A 16113-nucleotide genomic window follows, 5' to 3' on the forward strand; every position below is an offset into this window, starting at 1 on the left:
GCAAGACTTTTAAAACAAAAAGCTGGGCATGCCCAGCTTTTTTTTTATCTACCTGTATCGTGGTTTACCCTAACCATACCCGGGCATTGCGGAACATCCGCATCCAGGGGCTGTCTTCCTGCCAGTCATCCGGATGCCAGGAGTTGGCCACGGTGCGGAATACCCGCTCCGGGTGTGGCATCATAATAGTAACCCGGCCATCGGTGGTAGTCAGCGCGGTAATACCGGCCACTGAACCATTCGGGTTTGCCGGATACTGCTCGGTAACCTGACCGTAGTTATCAACAAAACGCAGTGCCACAGTACCGCTTTGGTTGGCAGCCGCAAAGGCAGCTTGAGAGGCAAACTCGGCATGGCCTTCACCGTGCGATACGGCAATCGGCATCCGCGAGCCAGCCATACCGCTAAAGAACAGCGACGGGCTTTGCTGGACTTCCACCAGGCTAAAGCGGGCTTCAAAGCGCTCAGATTTATTGCGCACAAAGTGTGGCCATAAATCGGCACCCGGGATCAGGCTCTTCAGATTCGACATCATCTGACAACCGTTACAAACACCCAAGGCAAAGGTGGATTGCCGTTCAAAGAAGGTCTGGAACTCTTTGCGTGCCTGCTCGTTAAACAGCACTGACTTGGCCCAGCCTTCACCGGCCCCTAACACGTCACCGTAAGAGAAACCACCACAGGCCGCTAAACCGTTAAAGTCTTTTAACGACACCTGACCGCTCAGAATATCGCTCATATGCACGTCAACGGCGCTAAAGCCGGCACGGTTAAAGGCAGCGGCCATTTCCAGCTGCGAGTTAACGCCCTGCTCGCGCAGAATCGCGATCCTGGGTGCAGCGCCTTTTAAAATCATCGGCGCGGCAATATCGGCATTCGGATCAAAGGTCAGTTTGGCGTGCAAGCCCGGATCCTGCTGATCGGCCTTGGCGTCAAACTCCTGCTTGGCACCCGCCGGGTTATCGCGCAGGCTTTGCATCTGATAAGTCGTTTCGGCCCAGACCGTGCGCAGACGGCTGCGGCTATCGTTAAATACCACTGTGCCCTGCTGGCTGATCGCAAAACGATCGCTTTGCTCAACTTTACCTACAACATGGCTTAAGTCTGCCAGGTTATGTGCGGCCAGCACCTGCTGGACATAAGCCAGTTCACTGTCGGCAACCTGCAGCACCGCCCCCAGCTCTTCGCTGAATAACGCCGCCAGCGCATCGCTGCCCAGAGCGCTGATATCGGCGGCGATACCGGCTTTACCGGCAAAGGCCATCTCAGCCAGGGTGACAAATAAACCACCGTCGGAGCGATCATGGTAGGCCAGCAATTTCTGCTCGCGCGTCAGCTGCTGCATGGCATTAAAGAAGTTAATCAGCAGCTGTGGGCAATCCAGATCAGCAGGCTGATCGCCCAGTTGCTTATATACCTGAGCCAAGCACGAACCGCCTAAGCGGTTAGCGCCCTGCCCCAGGTCGATTAGCAGCAAGGAGCTGGCGCCTTTATCCGTACGCAGCTGTGGCGTCACGGTTTTACGGATATCTTCTACCCGGGCAAAGGCGGTGATAATCAGCGACATAGGCGCGGTAACGGCCTTATCTTCACCATCCTGTTGCCAGCGGGTTTTCATTGACATCGAGTCTTTGCCCACCGGGATCGTCACTTTTAGTGCCGGACACAGCTCTTCGCCAACGGCTTTTACCGCCGCATATAAACCGGCATCTTCGCCCGGGTGACCGGCGGCGGCCATCCAGTTGGCAGAAAGTTTAATCCGGTTTAAGTCACCAATATCCGTGGCAGCAATATTGGTAATAGCTTCCGCCACTGCCAGACGGGCTGAGGCAGCAAAGTCCAGCAAGGCAACCGGCGTCCGCTCACCCATCGCCATCGCTTCGCCATGGTAGGTATCATAACTGGCGGCAGTGACACCACAGTTCGCCACCGGCACCTGCCAGGGGCCCACCATCTGATCGCGCGCGACCAAACCCGTTACCGTACGATCACCAATGGTTACCAGAAAGGTTTTCTCGGCAATGGTCGGCAAACGTAATAAACGCTCGGCCGCATCGGCAAGCGTAATAGCAGAGCGATCTAAAGGCTTAGCCGGCGCTTTTAAGCTTTGCACTTCGCGGTGCATTTTGGGCGCCTTGCCCAGTAACACGTTTAACGGCAGGTCAATCGGCGTATTGCCAAAGTAGCTGTCGCTCAGCGTTAAATGCTGTTCGGCGGTGGCTTCACCCACTACCGCATAAGGGGCACGTTCACGTTTACAGATGGCTTCGAATACCGGCATTTTGTCTGCCGGGATCGCCATCACATAGCGCTCCTGCGATTCGTTACACCAGATTTGCAGCGGCGACATGCCAGGCTCATCGTTCGGTACATTACGCAGCTCGAACTTACCACCGACCCCGCCGTCGTTTACCAGCTCCGGGAAGGCATTGGATAAACCACCGGCACCGACGTCATGAATAAAGACGATAGGGTTGTCCTGGCCCAGCTGCCAGCAGCGGTCAATTACTTCCTGACAACGGCGTTCAATTTCCGGGTTATCGCGTTGTACCGAAGCAAAATCCAGATCTTCATTCGACTGGCCTGACGCCATCGAAGACGCCGCACCACCACCCAGACCGATATTCATCGCTGGGCCGCCTAATACCACTAGCTTGGCACCCACCGGCAAATCGCCTTTTTGGACGTGCTCTTCGCGGATATTGCCCAGACCACCGGCAATCATAATCGGCTTATGGTAACCACGAACTTCTTCGCCGTTATGGCTGTGCACCTTTTCTTCGTAGGTACGGAAATAACCGTTGATCGCCGGGCGGCCAAATTCGTTGTTAAAGGCGGCGCCACCCAGTGGGCCTTCCAGCATAATGTCCAGCGCGGTAACGATGCGCTCCGGCTTACCAAAATCACTTTCCCATGGCTGTACAAAGCCCGGAATACGCAGGTTAGACACCGAGAAACCCACTAAGCCCGCTTTGGGCTTAGAGCCCACGCCGGTGGCACCCTCGTCACGGATTTCGCCGCCCGAGCCGGTTGCCGCGCCCGGATAAGGAGAAATCGCCGTGGGGTGGTTATGGGTTTCTACCTTCATCAGCACATGGATTGGCTCATGATGATACTGATACTCGCGGCCATCCGGCGTCGGGAAGAAACGACCGGCTTCAGAGCCAACCATCACCGCAGCGTTATCTTTATAGGCTGATAACACATAATCCGGTGTTTGCTCGAAGGTGTTCTTAATCATTTTAAACAGCGATTTAGGCTGTTTTACGCCATCGATGGTCCAGTCGGCGTTAAAAATCTTGTGCCGGCAGTGCTCAGAGTTGGCCTGAGCAAACATATAGAGTTCAATGTCGTTCGGGTTGCGACCCAGCTGCTGAAAATTGCTGACCAGATAATCAATTTCATCATCGGCCAAGGCCAGACCCATCGTCTGGTTGGCCTGCTCCAGTGCCGCACGGCCACCGCTCAGAATGTCCACCGAGCTTAAAGTACCCGGCTCGGCCTGTGCAAACAGCGCGGCAGCCTGCTCCAACTCGTTAAACACCGCTTCCATCATCCGGTCATGTAACAGGCTGGCCAGTTGTTGCTGCTGAGCCGCAGTTAAGGCCTCCGCGTCAACATAATAGGCAATACCACGCTCTAAGCGTTTTACCGTTGGCAGGTTACAGTTGCGGGCAATGTCGGTGGCTTTGGAAGACCAGGGAGAAATAGTGCCGGGGCGTGGTGTCACTAACAGCAACAAACCGCTGGGTTGGTGGCTGGCAATGCTCGGGCCGTAGGTTAACAGTTGATCCAGCACCTGGCGCTGTTCGCTGCTAAGTGGTGCCGATAAATCAGCAAAATGCATATATTCGGCATAGATACCGTTAACCGGTAAATTTTGCTGGGCACAAAGATCGAGTAACTTTTGAATTCGGAATTCGGACAGTGCAGGTGCACCACGCAGGATCAACATAGGCTATTTTCCGTTGGTTGAACGACAGTGGAACCTAAAAAGGCGCCACATTATAAAGAAAATTCGCGCTAAGTGATATGTGAAAAGTCTGGCTGCGACTAAGAAGTTTGCGGTAACATCGCAAAGTCGTCTCAACCGGAACTGATTATGCTGCGATTATGGTCTGTGCTTTGTCTGAGCTTGCTGTTACTGGCATGCTCTAAGCCATTGCCAGAACAAACAAATCAGCTTACTGACATTTATCAGCGCGGTCAGATCCGCGTCGGCATCCTGCATGGCCCGACCAGTTACTATATTGGCGTCGATGGTCCGACTGGCTTTGAATATGAATTGGCTAAGGGCCTGGCCGATCGTCTTGGCGTCGAATTACAACTGTTTCCCAGCTTCGATTTGGAAGATTTACAGCGCAAGCTGAAAAACGGCCAGGTGGATTTTATTGCCGGTGGTTTAACGCTGACACCGGAGCGCACCGCGAAATTCCGGGCCGCGCCGGCCTACCGCTGGATTGACGAATTATTAGTTTTTCGCCAGGGCAACAGCTGGCCACAGCAACTGGCCGAACTGGATGAGCCGGTAATCGTCTCGGCCTTTAGTAGCCATGCCGAAACGCTGCGCCGTCTGGCAGCGGAGGAGCCGGCGATCCGCTTTCAGGAATCGGCCGATCTGGACGCCGATGAGCTGCTGCAAAAAGTGGTCGATGGCAGCATCCGCTATACCCTGACCGACTCTAACCAGTTGGCGGTAAACCGCCGGCTATTCCCGCAACTGAATATCGGCCTGACAGTCAGTGAAAATCTGCCGGTAGGTTGGCTGCTACCCAAAAATCAGGACGATAGCCTGTTTAGTGTACTGATCGAGTATTTTGGCCATGTTTATCAAAATGGCGATTTGGTTACGCTGGAAGATCGCTATTTTGGTCATGTTGAGCTGTTTGACTATGTCGATACCATCCGCTTTATCCGGGCTATCGAGGACACCCTGCCGGCATTCCGGCACTGGTTTATCGAATATGCCGGCGACCTCGACTGGCGCCTGTTAGCGGCGCTGAGTTACCAGGAATCGCACTGGAATCCGAAAGCCCGCAGCCCTACCGGGGTGCGCGGCATGATGATGCTAACCATGCCCACTGCGCGGCAAATGGGAGTACAAAGCCGGTTGGATGCCGAAGAGAGTATTGCCGGGGGTAGCCGTTATCTGCAGCTGCTGCTAAACCGGATCCCGGAGCGGATCCCGATGCCAGACCGGCTGTGGTTTGCGCTGGCGTCGTACAATATTGGCTGGGGTCATCTGGAAGATGCCCGGCGCCTGACGCAGCGTGATGGCGCCGATCCGGATAAATGGCTGGAAGTAAAACAGCGCTTGCCGTTACTACGGCAAAAATCGGTGTACCAACATACCCGCTTTGGTTTTGCGCGCGGTGACGAAGCCGCACTCTATGTTGAAAATATCCGCCGCTATTACGATACGCTGGTGGGCGTAGATGAGCGGCAACAATTAGAGCAGCGTCAGGAACAACAGCGGCAACGACTGGTCGAACAGAGTGAGCAAGTTGCCGAGGCGCCGCCCCTGTCACAATAAATTCATCTGAGGTGCTTGCAGCCCGCCAGCCCTGCCCATATTATTCACAACAGTGTAAAGAACGGGATAAGTCTATGCTAAAAAAGAAAAAGCCGGCGCTAAAACGTCGCCGTCGCTTACTGGATGTGGCATCCAGCCGCCGCCGGATCAAGCGCAATCTGCAAATTAAAAAGGTACATCACCGCCGCCGCAGTTTTATTGCTTACTTTCAACATCTGGTTGAAGCGCCTGCTGTTTAAGCTGTTTTTTCTCGGCCCGCCGGCGTTGAAAAAACGCAGACAACATGGCGGCACATTCCTCAGCCAGCACCCCGGCCGTTACCTCTAACTGATGATTAAACTGCGGGTAGCGCACTAAATCGAGCACCGAGCCTGCGGCACCGGTTTTATAATCAGCCGCCCCGTAGACCAGACGTTTGATCCGGCTGTGTACCAGTACTCCGGCACACATAGTGCAAGGTTCCAGCGTAACATAGAGCGTACAATCGAGCAGCCGATAGTTGTCCAGTACCTGGCCAGCCTGACGTACCGCCTGCATTTCAGCGTGCGCCGAGGGATCATTCAGACTAATCATCTGGTTCCAGCCTTCAGCAACGATCTGCTGATCTTTAACCAATACCGCCCCGACTGGCACCTCGCCCAGCTGTTCCGCCCGCTGTGCCAGCATCATGGCATGGCGCATCCACTGTTCGTCAGTCATAAAGCCTTACAAAAATTCACTTTCTTTGGCCAATTTTACCACTAGACTATGTTAAAGCTGACTAAATATTTGCATTTTACGCTAAGTACAGGCCGCACCTTTAAATCAATTTGCTTTTAATCAATAACTTACAATAATGGCATTGTGCTTGCTTTTACTTACAAAAAAACAGCAAGGAGATAACAATGGATATTGGCGTGGTAGTAATAGTGGTAGTGGCAATCGTCGGTGGCGTGGCCTATGATGCGCTGAAAATGCGCTATAAATACCGGCACCTGGCATCGGGTAAAGGCTTTGATGAACTGCAGCAGGAACTGCTGGCAGTAAAAGAGCGCCTGGCGACACTGGAAAGCATAGTGACAGATAAAAAATATCAGTTAAAAGAAGAAATTAACCGGTTATAAGAGGTAAAGCAGAGATGGGTCCATTTGAAATTGCGGCTATTGCCATTATTGGTGGTCTGGGCTACGCAGCCTACGAAACGCATATGAAAACCAAAGGCAAAGCCGGCAAGGCGGATATCGAAGCCTTACAGGCAGAAATTGCCAAACTTAAGGAGCGGGTGGGCACCCTGGAAAGTATTGTTACCGACAAGTCCTATCAGCTAAAAGAGCAGATCAACAGACTCTGATAGCACCTACTATAACCTCCGGAACGGGCCGCTTACTGCTGCCCGTTTTTATTTTTGCTGTAACAAGCCAGACCTACCGCCGCCACCAACACAGGCGCTGGCCCTACCGCTAGCTCACATTCTACTCTGATAAAGATTTTCACCACTAATTGGTTAATTTCACTAAGCCCGGTGGTCGCAAACCGCTGCAGCGACAGACGAACCAGATTAAGGTATTGATATTAAACAACTATATTTTTGGCATGCTGTTTGATTACCTTAAGCTAACCTGAATCAATAGCTCGAACAAAAGGATCTTAGTATGAACAGAACAATCGTTATTATTTTATTAGTCGCTGTCGGTATTTACTGCTTACCAAGCTTAATCGCCATTGCCGCGACTATCTTTGGCTTATTAATTGGTCTGGTCGGCGCGGTTATTGGCATCGGCCTGACCTTGTTATTCACAGTATTACCCCTAGTGATCCTGGGTTATCTGATCTGGTGGCTGGTGCGCGATAATAAGCGCAGCCGGCAGTACTGAGCAGTTAGCTGGCAAGTGCGGGTATCGCTATAAAACGTGCCAGTAAAGTCTTTACCACAGCACGACACTGAATTCAGAGGCTGAGCGATAGTTCAGCCTCTGGCATTTCTAGCCTGGCTTAAAGCTGCTCAGGCCGCCTTTAAACGCTTTAAGCGCAGCAGATCACGGCCCAGCTCGTAAGCCGGAAAGCAGGCGGTAATTAATAAGGCCGCTACTATAGAGCGCTGCAGTGAAGTCCAGTCAAAGGCATAGGGCCATACTTCTACTTTAATGTCCAACAGCGGCCCATTCACAGCCAAATACAGCAAGATCAGCACCAGCGCACTATTTAGCATCACATTCGCGATTAACAGCGGGCGACTCCAGAAGCGTTGTTTCAGCTGTCCAATATTCAGCACTATCCCGGCCAGCAACACCGGTGTACACCAGGTGAGAAACTGCCGTGCCGGTTCAGCCAGACTAATACGCTGCGCTTCCAGCTGCTCTGGGGTAAACCAAAGCGGATACCAGATCAGCACCAATAAAAAGGCATAGGTGCCAAGATCGGTAAAAATATTCTGCAGCGAAATCGTCTGCCAGCCCGGCTCCACTGCCGGTAACTGCCGCGGATGCCAGTTCGGTGTGGCTTTAGCTGCTGCAGCCGGCTCCCGCGATAACAACATATAAGTCACCGTAATCGCAGTAAATGCCAGACAGGCATCGCCGATAAAGCCACTGGCAACGCTTTTCAGATACAGCAATAAACCAAACTGACTATGCAACCAGGCACTGGTACTGGCGATAATTTGCAGGACAAACAAAATCCCCAGCACCATATACAGGGTATAGCGGTACACCGGCATATAGCTTAGGCTAATTAATGGCTGCGGCGGCACAAATTGCTGGGCTACATCGCGTGGATGCCCCATTTGTAGCAGCACGGCAGCACTGTCGTCGTCGCTAAGCTCACCTTTTTGCTCCGTCAGCGCATCCAACTGATCCCGGATATTGGCATTCAGTTCACGGCCAATTTCATCGCGTTTATCCTCGGGTAACTCGCGCTGCACCGCAGCAATATAACGTGTGACTAAATCCATTATGCTGTCTCCTCTGGCTTTACACCCAGTAAGTTACTCAGGGCGCCATTAAGCTGTTGCCATTCATCGGTTAACTGCCCAAGCAAGCTGTGGCCGCTGGCAGACAGCTGGTAATAACGCCGCTCCCGCCCTTCGCCTTGCTGCCATTCACTGTCGAGTAACCCCTGCTCTGCCAAACGGCGGATCAGTGGATACAGGGTGCCTTCATCAATCTCAATACCGTTGTCGTTAAGTTGCTTGCGCAGCGAATAGCCATAATGCGCTTCTTTCAACGACGCCAGCACCGCCAAAACCAGCACCCCGCGGCGCAGTTCCAGCCGAATTTTGTCCAGTTGCGATTGCGTCATCTTTTGCTCCTGATACTGTGCAGCACATACTGTGCGCCACACAGCTACTTATACTAGGTGGCGCACAGTATAAAAGCAAGGGGGGATAATAATAAAAAATTGCACCACTGGCTCATATGGGCTATTTTTAATAGGCCATATGAACCAAAAAGGGCTCAGTGATGACTGTCAGCGCAGTGAAAAGCTTTAAACCCTCGCCGCTATACCAACCGAATTATTGGTATGGCCTTGGTATAGAAGATGAGGTAACGTCAAAAAATGCCGCTATTCATCAAGGCTTTAAACCAGAGGTCTATCGGAATATTCTGGCGAAAGCCCGGTTGTCACAAACCGAGTTTCACCATGTGACCTTGATCCCAATCAGCACCATTAAGCGCCGCCTGAAAAATGGAGAACGTTTCAACACTCAGGAAAGTGATGTGATGTACCGCCTGGCATTGCTGGTCAAACTAGCGACCGAGCTTTTTGGCAATGAACAACGCGCTCTGACCTGGTTGCGTGAAAGTGTGTATGGCCTGAATGGCAAGCGGCCATTAGATATGATTGCGACCACTGTCGATTTTGAAACGGTTAAAGAGTTAATCGGCCGGCTCGAACACGGCGTGTTTTCTTGATGCAACTGTACCGGCTGACCCAAAAAAAGTTCGCCGAGGCGCCCTTCAATCCGCAAGGCGCAAAGTTATATGGCGGGCGCTGGAACTCAAAAGGCACAGCGGCGCTGTATTTCGCTGCATCCGAATCGCTTTGTATCCTGGAAGTTTTTGTACACCTTAATCACGCCCCCGAGGTGATTCACCAATACGATCTTTACCGCATTGAGTTACCCGACGAGCTGATTATCCCGTTGGACAATTCAGTTCTACCAGCTAACTGGCGGGCAATACCCGCGCCGGAACAGACACAACTGATTGGCGATCAATTTCTTAACGCCGAAAACCCCGAGTTCGCCGCACTCCAGGTACCCTCAAGCATTTCGCCGCGAGACCGTAACTACCTGATTAATCCGCAGCACCCGCTGCTACCTGCTATCCTCGCCAAAGCCGAAAAACTCGAATTTAGTTTTGATTCACGGATCTTCAGATAACTTAATACGCCAAATCCAATGCAGCTCCCGGCCCCGACTCCGGTATGCTTGCCGTACCGGAGTCGCCATCTGCGATAGTGGGATAAGCACCTTTAGTTGATGTCGCTCTATCATGTTGCGACGAAAGGCTGCTTTGAGCGTGAAGCAGGAATTCAACACAATATATAACTGTCATACCTAAAACTTCGTAGCAACCAATAGAAAAACGAGCTAATATAAGACCATAATTAAGGTCAAAATAGAGGTTTTCATGCGTCAGGTATTAGCGGACTTTTCTGTAAGCATTTCAGAATTAAAGAAAAACCCCTCAGCCTTGCTCGCTCAGGCAAGTGGTTCACCGATAGCGGTGCTAAACCACAATAAACCTGCAGCCTACCTGATTCCAGCAGAGACCTACGAGGCTCTGATGGATATGCTCGAAGACTATGAATTGGCGCGGCTTGTTGAGGAACGTCGTGGTGACAAGGATAAAGCTATAACGGTGTCGTTGGATGACTTATAAGCTGCGATTTCTTCCGGCAGCGCTTAAGGAATGGGAAAAGCTTGGTGCCCCGATCAAGAGTCAATTCAAGAAAAAACTGGCGGAGCGATTAGAAAATCCCAGAGTACCTGCTGATAAGTTAAGTGGCTATGAATCAGTGTACAAAATTAAACTTCGCTCTGCTGGATATCGATTAGCCTATGAGGTTGTTGACGATGAACTGTTCGTATATGTAATTGCCGTAGGTAAGCGGGAAAAGGGTAAGGTTTATTCGTCTCTCAAAAAGCGAACCTAAGATCTAATAGAGCAAGCACTACAAACAATTGCAACAGACACCGTTTGAACTCATTATTTTAAATAAACCGAATGCCCGCATTGATTTAGTTGCGGACATTCAGTTTGGGTAGCAAACACACAGCTTGCGGACGCCGGGATCCGGCAATGCCCTATTTTCCAACGGCCAAATGCTGGAGCTGCGGGCTTTCTCGCGCACTGTTAGCTTTAGCGCTTAAAACACATAGATAAAGCCGATGCCAACCTCTGCTTCAAAGTCACCACGGGCAATCGGGCTTTTGCGAACAGCGCTGCTAAAATGCTCATACAGTGCCTCACCATAAATCTGCCAGTTATTGTTTATGTAGTGACGATAATTGTAATTGATACCGACAGAGCGATAACCGCCGCTCATATTGGTTGCGGCTAAACCTGATGCCGCCGACTGCTCAGCGGTGATGCCGAAATCTTTATTGGCATATTTACTATCGTGAAATACTGCAACAATATTCACCTCTGAGCCCGAGCCATCAAACTTCTCGCCAAAGCGGCGACCCACACCAAACAAACCCAGGTTACCATCACCGCCGGTGACAAGCCGGCCAACCAGCCAATAGCGCCAATCTGTATCAAAGGCGCGACGGGTTTGCAGCACTAATTCAAAGCCCTCATCACTGTCACCGAGCCCATCCAGATAACCTTTTTTTGAATCACTCTCTGCACGACCTTCGTCAAAGCCAATAAGGGCTTCAAACAACCAGGTATCCGCACGTAACCCACGCCACCCTATGGCTTCACCGACCCAAAAGAACACATCATTACCGCGCCGCCATTGCAAGCCCCCTGCCGGTTCAAGCTCCAAACCAAATTCGTCCGAGCCTTCGTAGGCGGTTTCGTATTCAATACCCGCACCTAACGCGAAACTCCAGCCATCTTTACCCCGACTAAAATCATCAATAGATGGCAAAGGCACCAAAGCGGTTTTTGTTTCTTGTGCGCTCGCTGCTGGCAACAGCAGGCTATGCATAACAAGGGCAGTACACAACACTAGGAATTTCTTCATAAAATGCTTTCCTATGCCAATTTAGCAAAATGCCAACTTATCTATACGTTAGCGTTTACGGGTTTTGTTGCGTAAAGATCACTGTTTGTCATGTTTTTAGCGTGGTTCTGGTATCGACGCCGGCATGCCTGTCGTACCGGAATCGCCATCGGCGATATCGGGATAAGCACCTTTAGTATATGCCATGCCAGGTTTGCTGCAGAAAATGACGGGCTCTGAGCAATAAACCAAGCCCTCGAAGATTTAGCCTGACTTCGACTCCGGTATGCTTGCCGTACCGGAGTCGCCATCTGCGTTAGTGGGATATGCATCTTTAGTTGATATCGTGCCAGGTCTGTAGCAGGAAATGACGGGCTTTGAGCAATAAACCAAGCCGCGCAGATTGAGCCTGATCTCGACTCCGGTATGCTTGCCGTACCGGAGTCGCAACCTGCGATAGTAGAGTTGGCACTTTTCGTTGATGTGGAGCCTAGCTTGTGGCGGAGAAACGCCGCTTTGAGTTTGGAGCGGAAATTGCCCCCGCAACAGAATTTACATACGGAAGTCTGCGTTTTACAGGATAACTGGACATATTTCTGGTTTTTTCTAATCCTGATTTAGATGCTAGTGCCGGGAACAGTAGAACTAATTCTTGTTATCTATACGTTATTTGCGTACACTTTCTCTATGAAAAGTGTATTTGTCGAATCAACAATTTTTCAAAAGCACCGAGATGAATACCTCAGTGATGATGAGTACAGACTCTTTCAAGCTGAATTAATGTTAAACCCTCACTTGGGTGATGTGATTCAAGGTACTGGCGGTTTACGCAAAATTCGAGTTGCCAGCAAAGGTAAAGGAAAACGTGGTGGTTCACGGATTATCTATTACTTTCTCGATGAAAAAAGGCGTTTCTATTTGCTAACCATTTACGGCAAAAATGAAATGTCCGATTTAAATGCAATTCAAAGAAAACAATTAATGGCTTTTATGGAGGCGTGGCGCAATGAGCACTCGTAATTTATTTGCAGAGTTGAGCTCAGCTCTTGTTGAGGCTAAACAGCATTCAGAAGGTAAGCTGACCCTAAAAACACATCATGTGAATGATACGGGTGAATTGAATATCTCACCAGATGAAATCGTGAGCATTCGAGAGCAGTTTAATATGTCCCGTGGCGTCTTCGCAAGGTTACTTCATACGTCTTCACGCACATTAGAAAACTGGGAACAAGGTCGTAGTGTGCCAAATGGTCAAGCTGTTACCCTTTTAAAGTTAGTACAGCGTCATCCTGAAACGCTGTCTTACATAGCCGAGCTATAACAAACGGCTGTTGTCGCTACTACGGGCTTGGGCTCCTGCTGATAACTAAAAGCTGACCTTTATGCCAACGTAGTGAAACGTCTGCAATTGGCACATACCAAAAAAATCGCGACTCTCTGTACGACCAAGCCTATACCAAGCCTCACTCCCCCCCAAAAGGCAGATGTGTATTAAGCGCTCCCCCACTCTGGCATTGCCGCATCACCCAATTTGCTGCAGTTTCCAATGGCCTTAAGGTTTCCTCGTCTGGCATAAGGCGAGTCTCAACTATCTCACCATGCCTATCGACGGTAAGTGCTGTAGTAATATTGACCGAACCGCCGTTCGGCAAAGAAAAGGACGTATTTGCTGTGGCCAGACCCGCAGTGGGCTGACCAAATACCCGCACATTCTGCTGACCTTGTAACAGAATAGGAACAATCTCACCCGAACTGGCACTAAAAGGCCCCACAATGATGGCGATGCGCCGAGCTGGATACGTCGGTTGCTCCGTTATCGCACTGTTAAGGTTATGACTTTCACCACGGTAGAAAATCTTGTTCTGCCACTTTTCAATTAACCGGGCTTCATCTTGTGCGCTCTTAAAGGAGCCCAGTAAGCCCTCCGTTAACAGCGGGCTCAGACCAACGAGGGTCGGCCACATATTACCGCCTCGATTATTTGAAAAATCCAGAATAATGCCGCAACGCGGTACCGATAATACACTGTTTAATTGCTCCCTCAGTGACCGGGTTACCGCCATAGCCTGCTGCGAAGTGCCCGACCAGGCGAGGATCCGGATGACTGGAATGCCAGCGACGGGCGTCCTGGTCTCAGACAATAGCTTCTCTGATTTCTGGTTCGAATTTTTTACGGTGTCCGCAGTTTCACCTGTTGGCGGTATATAGCTGGAATGTCTGTCACCCAACGCTTCAAGGACAAAGCGGATCGCCGCCGGCTCTCCCCGACTTGTTAATAGCAGCTTAGCTTTAGTTTCAATCTGTGGCCAGTCAACCCGATCAGCATAGTAGCCATGCTGCTTTGCCAATTGCAGGGTAACGTCAAGGCTTGAACCCCGCTCAACAGCGGCCAATGTAAGTGAAGTGAACAAATAACAACAAACCAATAGCAGTCGCACTGTTGTCTCAAAATCAGTATTTAATTAAAAACTGATAAGTTAAACCATAAAAGGTCCCTCGTCTTTATTTAATGCGTTGTTAAATTTAAACGACGCGTCCAGACACGCTATCCAAAGCAAATTCAGTAGTTTTTTACCTGCTTTAAACTGCGGTCTGCTGCAAAACCACCAATTGCGCTATTATTGCCACTAACCACTGGGCTGGCAGCGGCCAGCAAATCACACTAAGGAGTCTGGAATGCGCATACTAGGTTGCGTTTTATTGCTACTAACACTTACCGGCTGCAATAGAAATGAAGTGGGAGATGTGTCGTTGGGGCTCTTTACTACTAAAGATATCAAACTGGATGCTTTTACTGATCCTATCGTTAGCGGCGTAACCTGCCACGTATCCAGTATTGAGGCTAATCTGGATTTTTCGGATCCTTCGGATAGCGCTATCTCTTGCCGGCAAACCGGGCCTATTACCGCTGAGATGATTGCTAAAATCGATAAAAGCAAAAACGGTGAAGTACTGTTTAGTAAATCGAAGAGTATCTTTTTTAAAAGCATGAAAATCCGCCGCATCTACGATGCGCAGAATCAAACCCTGATGTATCTGTCTTACTCAACCAAGGAAACCTCGGGTAGCTTTAAGCATGGCCTGTCAACGGTACCACTGTGGGGGACCGAGGCTTATACCGCTCCGGGTGTTGCCCGTTAAGCTCGGTGTTCCTGTCACTCTCGCAGGATCGACTCCGGTACGACAAGCATACCGGAGTCGTGGTGCGGTGTAGCCTTGCGTTTGGTGTTTTTCTCGCTAGCGCAGGATCGACTCCGGTACGGCAAGCATACCGAGTCGCGGTGCGGTGTAGTCTTGAGTTCGGTGTTCTTCTCGCTATCGCAGGATCGACTCCGGTACGGCAAGCATACCGGAGTTGTGATGCGGTGTAGCCTTGCGTTTGGTGTTTTGCTCGCTATCGCAGGACCGACTCCGGTACGGCAAGCATACCGGAGTCGTGATGCGGTGTAGCCTTGGGTTTGGTGTTTTCCTCGCTATCGCAGGACCGACTCCGGTACGACAGGCATACCGGAGTCGTGGTGCGGTGTAGCCTTGAGTTTGGTGTTGTTCTCGTTAGCGCAGGATCGACTCAGGTGCGGCAAGCGTAGCGGAGTTGTGGTGATATTGGCGGCAAAAATCTTTTGGCTTTCACCTTGAAAGCGAACAGCGCTGTACCAATTTCAGCCAAACTGCGTAAGCTATCACGGAGATACCATGTCAAATATTGTTGAGTTATTAAACTGGCGCTATGCCACTAAGAAAATGAATGCGGCCGAGCGAGTGCCGGCAGATAAACTGGAGACTATTCTGGAGGCGATTCGTCTTAGCGCCAGCTCCAGCGGCTTACAGCCCTATCAGGTGTTAGTGATAACGGATCCGGCGATCAAACAGCAAATCCGTGCGGTGGCCTGGGATCAGTCACAGGTAACCGATTGCTCGCATTTGTTGGTGTTTGCCGCCTGGGATAACTATACCGCTGAACGGATCAATATGATGTTTGATCTGGTTAACGAACAACGTGGCTTTAAAAACGAAGGCTGGGAAGCCTACCGGCAGAAACTGCTGGCGTACTATCCGCAGCGTCCGGCAGAGCAAAATTTTGAGCATGCTGCCCGTCAGGCCTATATTGGCCTGGGTTCAGCGCTGCTTGCTGCGGCAGAGCAGCAAGTCGATGCGACACCGATGGAAGGCTTTGAACCGGAAAAAGTGGACCAGATCCTTGGCTTGGCAGCCTCAGGTTTAAAATCGGTGCTGTTATTACCGCTGGGTTATCGCGCCGCCGAGGGTGACTGGCTGGTTAACCTGAAAAAGGTGCGTCGCGCGAAAGACGAGTTTGTTTCCTACCGTTAATTTATCTATCGCTATCGCAGGATCGACTCCGGTACGGCAAGCATACCGGAGTCGTGATGCGGTGTAGTCTTGAGCTCGGTGTTCTTCTCACTATC

19 protein-coding genes are annotated in these 16113 nt (G+C 50.7%); 13 read left to right on the forward strand and 6 right to left on the reverse strand.

Features of this window, described 5'->3' with window-relative positions:
* Nucleotides 1-64 precede the first annotated feature (64 nt).
* A complete protein-coding gene (gene purL / locus H1D31_RS00550; protein WP_261255149.1) occupies nt 65-3955 on the reverse strand; it encodes a phosphoribosylformylglycinamidine synthase in 3891 nt (1296 codons plus the stop codon).
* Between the two features lie 147 nt (nt 3956-4102).
* On the opposite strand from purL, the gene mltF reads away from it, so the two are divergent.
* Nucleotides 4103-5533, forward strand: a complete 1431-nt coding sequence (mltF, locus tag H1D31_RS00555) for a membrane-bound lytic murein transglycosylase MltF (RefSeq protein ID WP_261255150.1) — start codon at nt 4103-4105, stop codon at nt 5531-5533.
* A 74-nt stretch (nt 5534-5607) separates the two neighbouring features.
* A complete protein-coding gene (locus H1D31_RS00560; protein WP_008608916.1) occupies nt 5608-5772 on the forward strand; it encodes a hypothetical protein in 165 nt (54 codons plus the stop codon).
* Here the strand turns inward: H1D31_RS00560 and tadA are convergent.
* Entirely contained in the window at nt 5729-6232 is a 504-nt protein-coding gene (tadA, locus tag H1D31_RS00565; RefSeq protein ID WP_008608919.1) for a tRNA adenosine(34) deaminase TadA, read from the reverse strand. The two genes, H1D31_RS00560 and tadA, sit on opposite strands and share 44 nt — an antisense overlap.
* Nucleotides 6233-6417: 185 nt before the next feature.
* Between tadA and H1D31_RS00570 the strand changes: the two genes are divergently transcribed.
* The 3 genes from H1D31_RS00570 to H1D31_RS00580 all read left to right on the forward strand — a co-directional run bounded on the left by H1D31_RS00570 (nt 6418) and on the right by H1D31_RS00580 (nt 7386).
* Nucleotides 6418-6636: a hypothetical protein gene (locus tag H1D31_RS00570; RefSeq protein WP_008608920.1), complete on the forward strand. Its 219-nt coding sequence runs from the start codon at nt 6418-6420 to the stop codon at nt 6634-6636.
* 14 nt (nt 6637-6650) lie between these two features.
* Nucleotides 6651-6863 (forward strand): hypothetical protein, encoded by a 213-nt coding sequence (locus tag H1D31_RS00575; protein WP_261255151.1) that lies wholly within the window; start codon nt 6651-6653, stop codon nt 6861-6863.
* Between the two features lie 301 nt (nt 6864-7164).
* A complete protein-coding gene (locus H1D31_RS00580; protein WP_008949994.1) occupies nt 7165-7386 on the forward strand; it encodes a hypothetical protein in 222 nt (73 codons plus the stop codon).
* A 128-nt stretch (nt 7387-7514) separates the two neighbouring features.
* Here the strand turns inward: H1D31_RS00580 and H1D31_RS00585 are convergent, their stop codons facing one another.
* Complete coding sequence (locus tag H1D31_RS00585; RefSeq protein ID WP_261255152.1) at nt 7515-8462, reverse strand: HAAS signaling domain-containing protein; 948 nt, start codon at nt 8460-8462, stop codon at nt 7515-7517.
* The gene (locus H1D31_RS00590; protein ID WP_008608924.1) at nt 8462-8809 is read right to left on the reverse strand and encodes a PadR family transcriptional regulator; all 348 of its coding nucleotides are present in this window, start codon (nt 8807-8809) and stop codon (nt 8462-8464) included. The genes H1D31_RS00585 and H1D31_RS00590 overlap by 1 nt, the downstream gene beginning before the upstream one ends.
* A 161-nt stretch (nt 8810-8970) precedes the next feature.
* On the opposite strand from H1D31_RS00590, the gene H1D31_RS00595 reads away from it, so the two are divergent.
* The 4 genes from H1D31_RS00595 to H1D31_RS00610 all read left to right on the forward strand — a co-directional run bounded on the left by H1D31_RS00595 (nt 8971) and on the right by H1D31_RS00610 (nt 10669).
* Nucleotides 8971-9423 carry an antitoxin Xre/MbcA/ParS toxin-binding domain-containing protein gene (locus tag H1D31_RS00595; protein WP_261255153.1) on the forward strand — a complete coding sequence of 151 codons (453 nt, stop codon included), beginning with the start codon at nt 8971-8973 and terminating at the stop codon, nt 9421-9423.
* Entirely contained in the window at nt 9423-9893 is a 471-nt protein-coding gene (locus H1D31_RS00600) for an RES family NAD+ phosphorylase (RefSeq protein WP_261255154.1), read from the forward strand. Before H1D31_RS00595 ends, H1D31_RS00600 begins: the two co-directional genes overlap by 1 nt.
* 250 nt (nt 9894-10143) lie before the next feature.
* Nucleotides 10144-10395: a type II toxin-antitoxin system Phd/YefM family antitoxin gene (locus H1D31_RS00605; RefSeq protein WP_008608928.1), complete on the forward strand. Its 252-nt coding sequence runs from the start codon at nt 10144-10146 to the stop codon at nt 10393-10395.
* On the forward strand, nt 10385-10669 hold the full coding sequence (locus H1D31_RS00610; RefSeq protein WP_008949998.1) for a type II toxin-antitoxin system RelE family toxin: 285 nt from the start codon (nt 10385-10387) through the stop codon (nt 10667-10669). Before H1D31_RS00605 ends, H1D31_RS00610 begins: the two co-directional genes overlap by 11 nt.
* A gap of 213 nt (nt 10670-10882) precedes the next feature.
* On the opposite strand, the gene H1D31_RS00615 is transcribed toward H1D31_RS00610, so the two are convergent.
* Nucleotides 10883-11710, reverse strand: coding sequence for a MipA/OmpV family protein (locus tag H1D31_RS00615; protein WP_261255155.1), 828 nt, complete (start codon nt 11708-11710; stop codon nt 10883-10885).
* Nucleotides 11711-12376: 666 nt separating this feature from the next.
* Here H1D31_RS00615 and H1D31_RS00620 point away from each other — a divergent pair.
* Nucleotides 12377-12709 (forward strand): type II toxin-antitoxin system RelE/ParE family toxin, encoded by a 333-nt coding sequence (locus tag H1D31_RS00620; protein ID WP_261255156.1) that lies wholly within the window; start codon nt 12377-12379, stop codon nt 12707-12709.
* Nucleotides 12696-13010, forward strand: coding sequence for a helix-turn-helix domain-containing protein (locus tag H1D31_RS00625; RefSeq protein WP_261255157.1), 315 nt, complete (start codon nt 12696-12698; stop codon nt 13008-13010). The genes H1D31_RS00620 and H1D31_RS00625 overlap by 14 nt, the downstream gene beginning before the upstream one ends.
* A 142-nt stretch (nt 13011-13152) precedes the next feature.
* Here H1D31_RS00625 and H1D31_RS00630 read toward each other — a convergent pair whose 3' ends face one another.
* Complete coding sequence (locus H1D31_RS00630; RefSeq protein WP_261255158.1) at nt 13153-13830, reverse strand: S41 family peptidase; 678 nt, start codon at nt 13828-13830, stop codon at nt 13153-13155.
* Nucleotides 13831-14365: 535 nt separating this feature from the next.
* Between H1D31_RS00630 and H1D31_RS00635 the strand changes: the two genes are divergently transcribed.
* On the forward strand, nt 14366-14830 hold the full coding sequence (locus H1D31_RS00635; protein WP_261255159.1) for a CreA family protein: 465 nt from the start codon (nt 14366-14368) through the stop codon (nt 14828-14830).
* A gap of 552 nt (nt 14831-15382) precedes the next feature.
* The gene (locus tag H1D31_RS00640) at nt 15383-16018 is read left to right on the forward strand and encodes an NAD(P)H-dependent oxidoreductase (RefSeq protein ID WP_261255160.1); all 636 of its coding nucleotides are present in this window, start codon (nt 15383-15385) and stop codon (nt 16016-16018) included.
* Nucleotides 16019-16113: the final 95 nt, after the last annotated feature.

Source organism: Alishewanella sp. BS5-314 (genome assembly GCF_025377695.1).
Lineage (GTDB): Bacteria > Pseudomonadota > Gammaproteobacteria > Enterobacterales > Alteromonadaceae > Alishewanella > Alishewanella aestuarii.

Bases quoted from the DNA above. Each gene is read 5' to 3' on its own strand.
- purL (WP_261255149.1), bottom strand. From the start codon at position 3,955: ATGTTGATCCTGCGTGGTGCACCTGCACTGTCCGAATTCCGAATTCAA.
- mltF (WP_261255150.1), top strand. From the start codon at position 4,103: ATGCTGCGATTATGGTCTGTGCTTTGTCTGAGCTTGCTGTTACTGGCA.
- H1D31_RS00560 (WP_008608916.1), top strand. From the start codon at position 5,608: ATGCTAAAAAAGAAAAAGCCGGCGCTAAAACGTCGCCGTCGCTTACTG.
- tadA (WP_008608919.1), bottom strand. From the start codon at position 6,232: ATGACTGACGAACAGTGGATGCGCCATGCCATGATGCTGGCACAGCGG.
- H1D31_RS00570 (WP_008608920.1), top strand. From the start codon at position 6,418: ATGGATATTGGCGTGGTAGTAATAGTGGTAGTGGCAATCGTCGGTGGC.
- H1D31_RS00575 (WP_261255151.1), top strand. From the start codon at position 6,651: ATGGGTCCATTTGAAATTGCGGCTATTGCCATTATTGGTGGTCTGGGC.
- H1D31_RS00580 (WP_008949994.1), top strand. From the start codon at position 7,165: ATGAACAGAACAATCGTTATTATTTTATTAGTCGCTGTCGGTATTTAC.
- H1D31_RS00585 (WP_261255152.1), bottom strand. From the start codon at position 8,462: ATGGATTTAGTCACACGTTATATTGCTGCGGTGCAGCGCGAGTTACCC.
- H1D31_RS00590 (WP_008608924.1), bottom strand. From the start codon at position 8,809: ATGACGCAATCGCAACTGGACAAAATTCGGCTGGAACTGCGCCGCGGG.
- H1D31_RS00595 (WP_261255153.1), top strand. From the start codon at position 8,971: ATGACTGTCAGCGCAGTGAAAAGCTTTAAACCCTCGCCGCTATACCAA.
- H1D31_RS00600 (WP_261255154.1), top strand. From the start codon at position 9,423: ATGCAACTGTACCGGCTGACCCAAAAAAAGTTCGCCGAGGCGCCCTTC.
- H1D31_RS00605 (WP_008608928.1), top strand. From the start codon at position 10,144: ATGCGTCAGGTATTAGCGGACTTTTCTGTAAGCATTTCAGAATTAAAG.
- H1D31_RS00610 (WP_008949998.1), top strand. From the start codon at position 10,385: ATGACTTATAAGCTGCGATTTCTTCCGGCAGCGCTTAAGGAATGGGAA.
- H1D31_RS00615 (WP_261255155.1), bottom strand. From the start codon at position 11,710: ATGAAGAAATTCCTAGTGTTGTGTACTGCCCTTGTTATGCATAGCCTG.
- H1D31_RS00620 (WP_261255156.1), top strand. From the start codon at position 12,377: ATGAAAAGTGTATTTGTCGAATCAACAATTTTTCAAAAGCACCGAGAT.
- H1D31_RS00625 (WP_261255157.1), top strand. From the start codon at position 12,696: ATGAGCACTCGTAATTTATTTGCAGAGTTGAGCTCAGCTCTTGTTGAG.
- H1D31_RS00635 (WP_261255159.1), top strand. From the start codon at position 14,366: ATGCGCATACTAGGTTGCGTTTTATTGCTACTAACACTTACCGGCTGC.
- H1D31_RS00640 (WP_261255160.1), top strand. From the start codon at position 15,383: ATGTCAAATATTGTTGAGTTATTAAACTGGCGCTATGCCACTAAGAAA.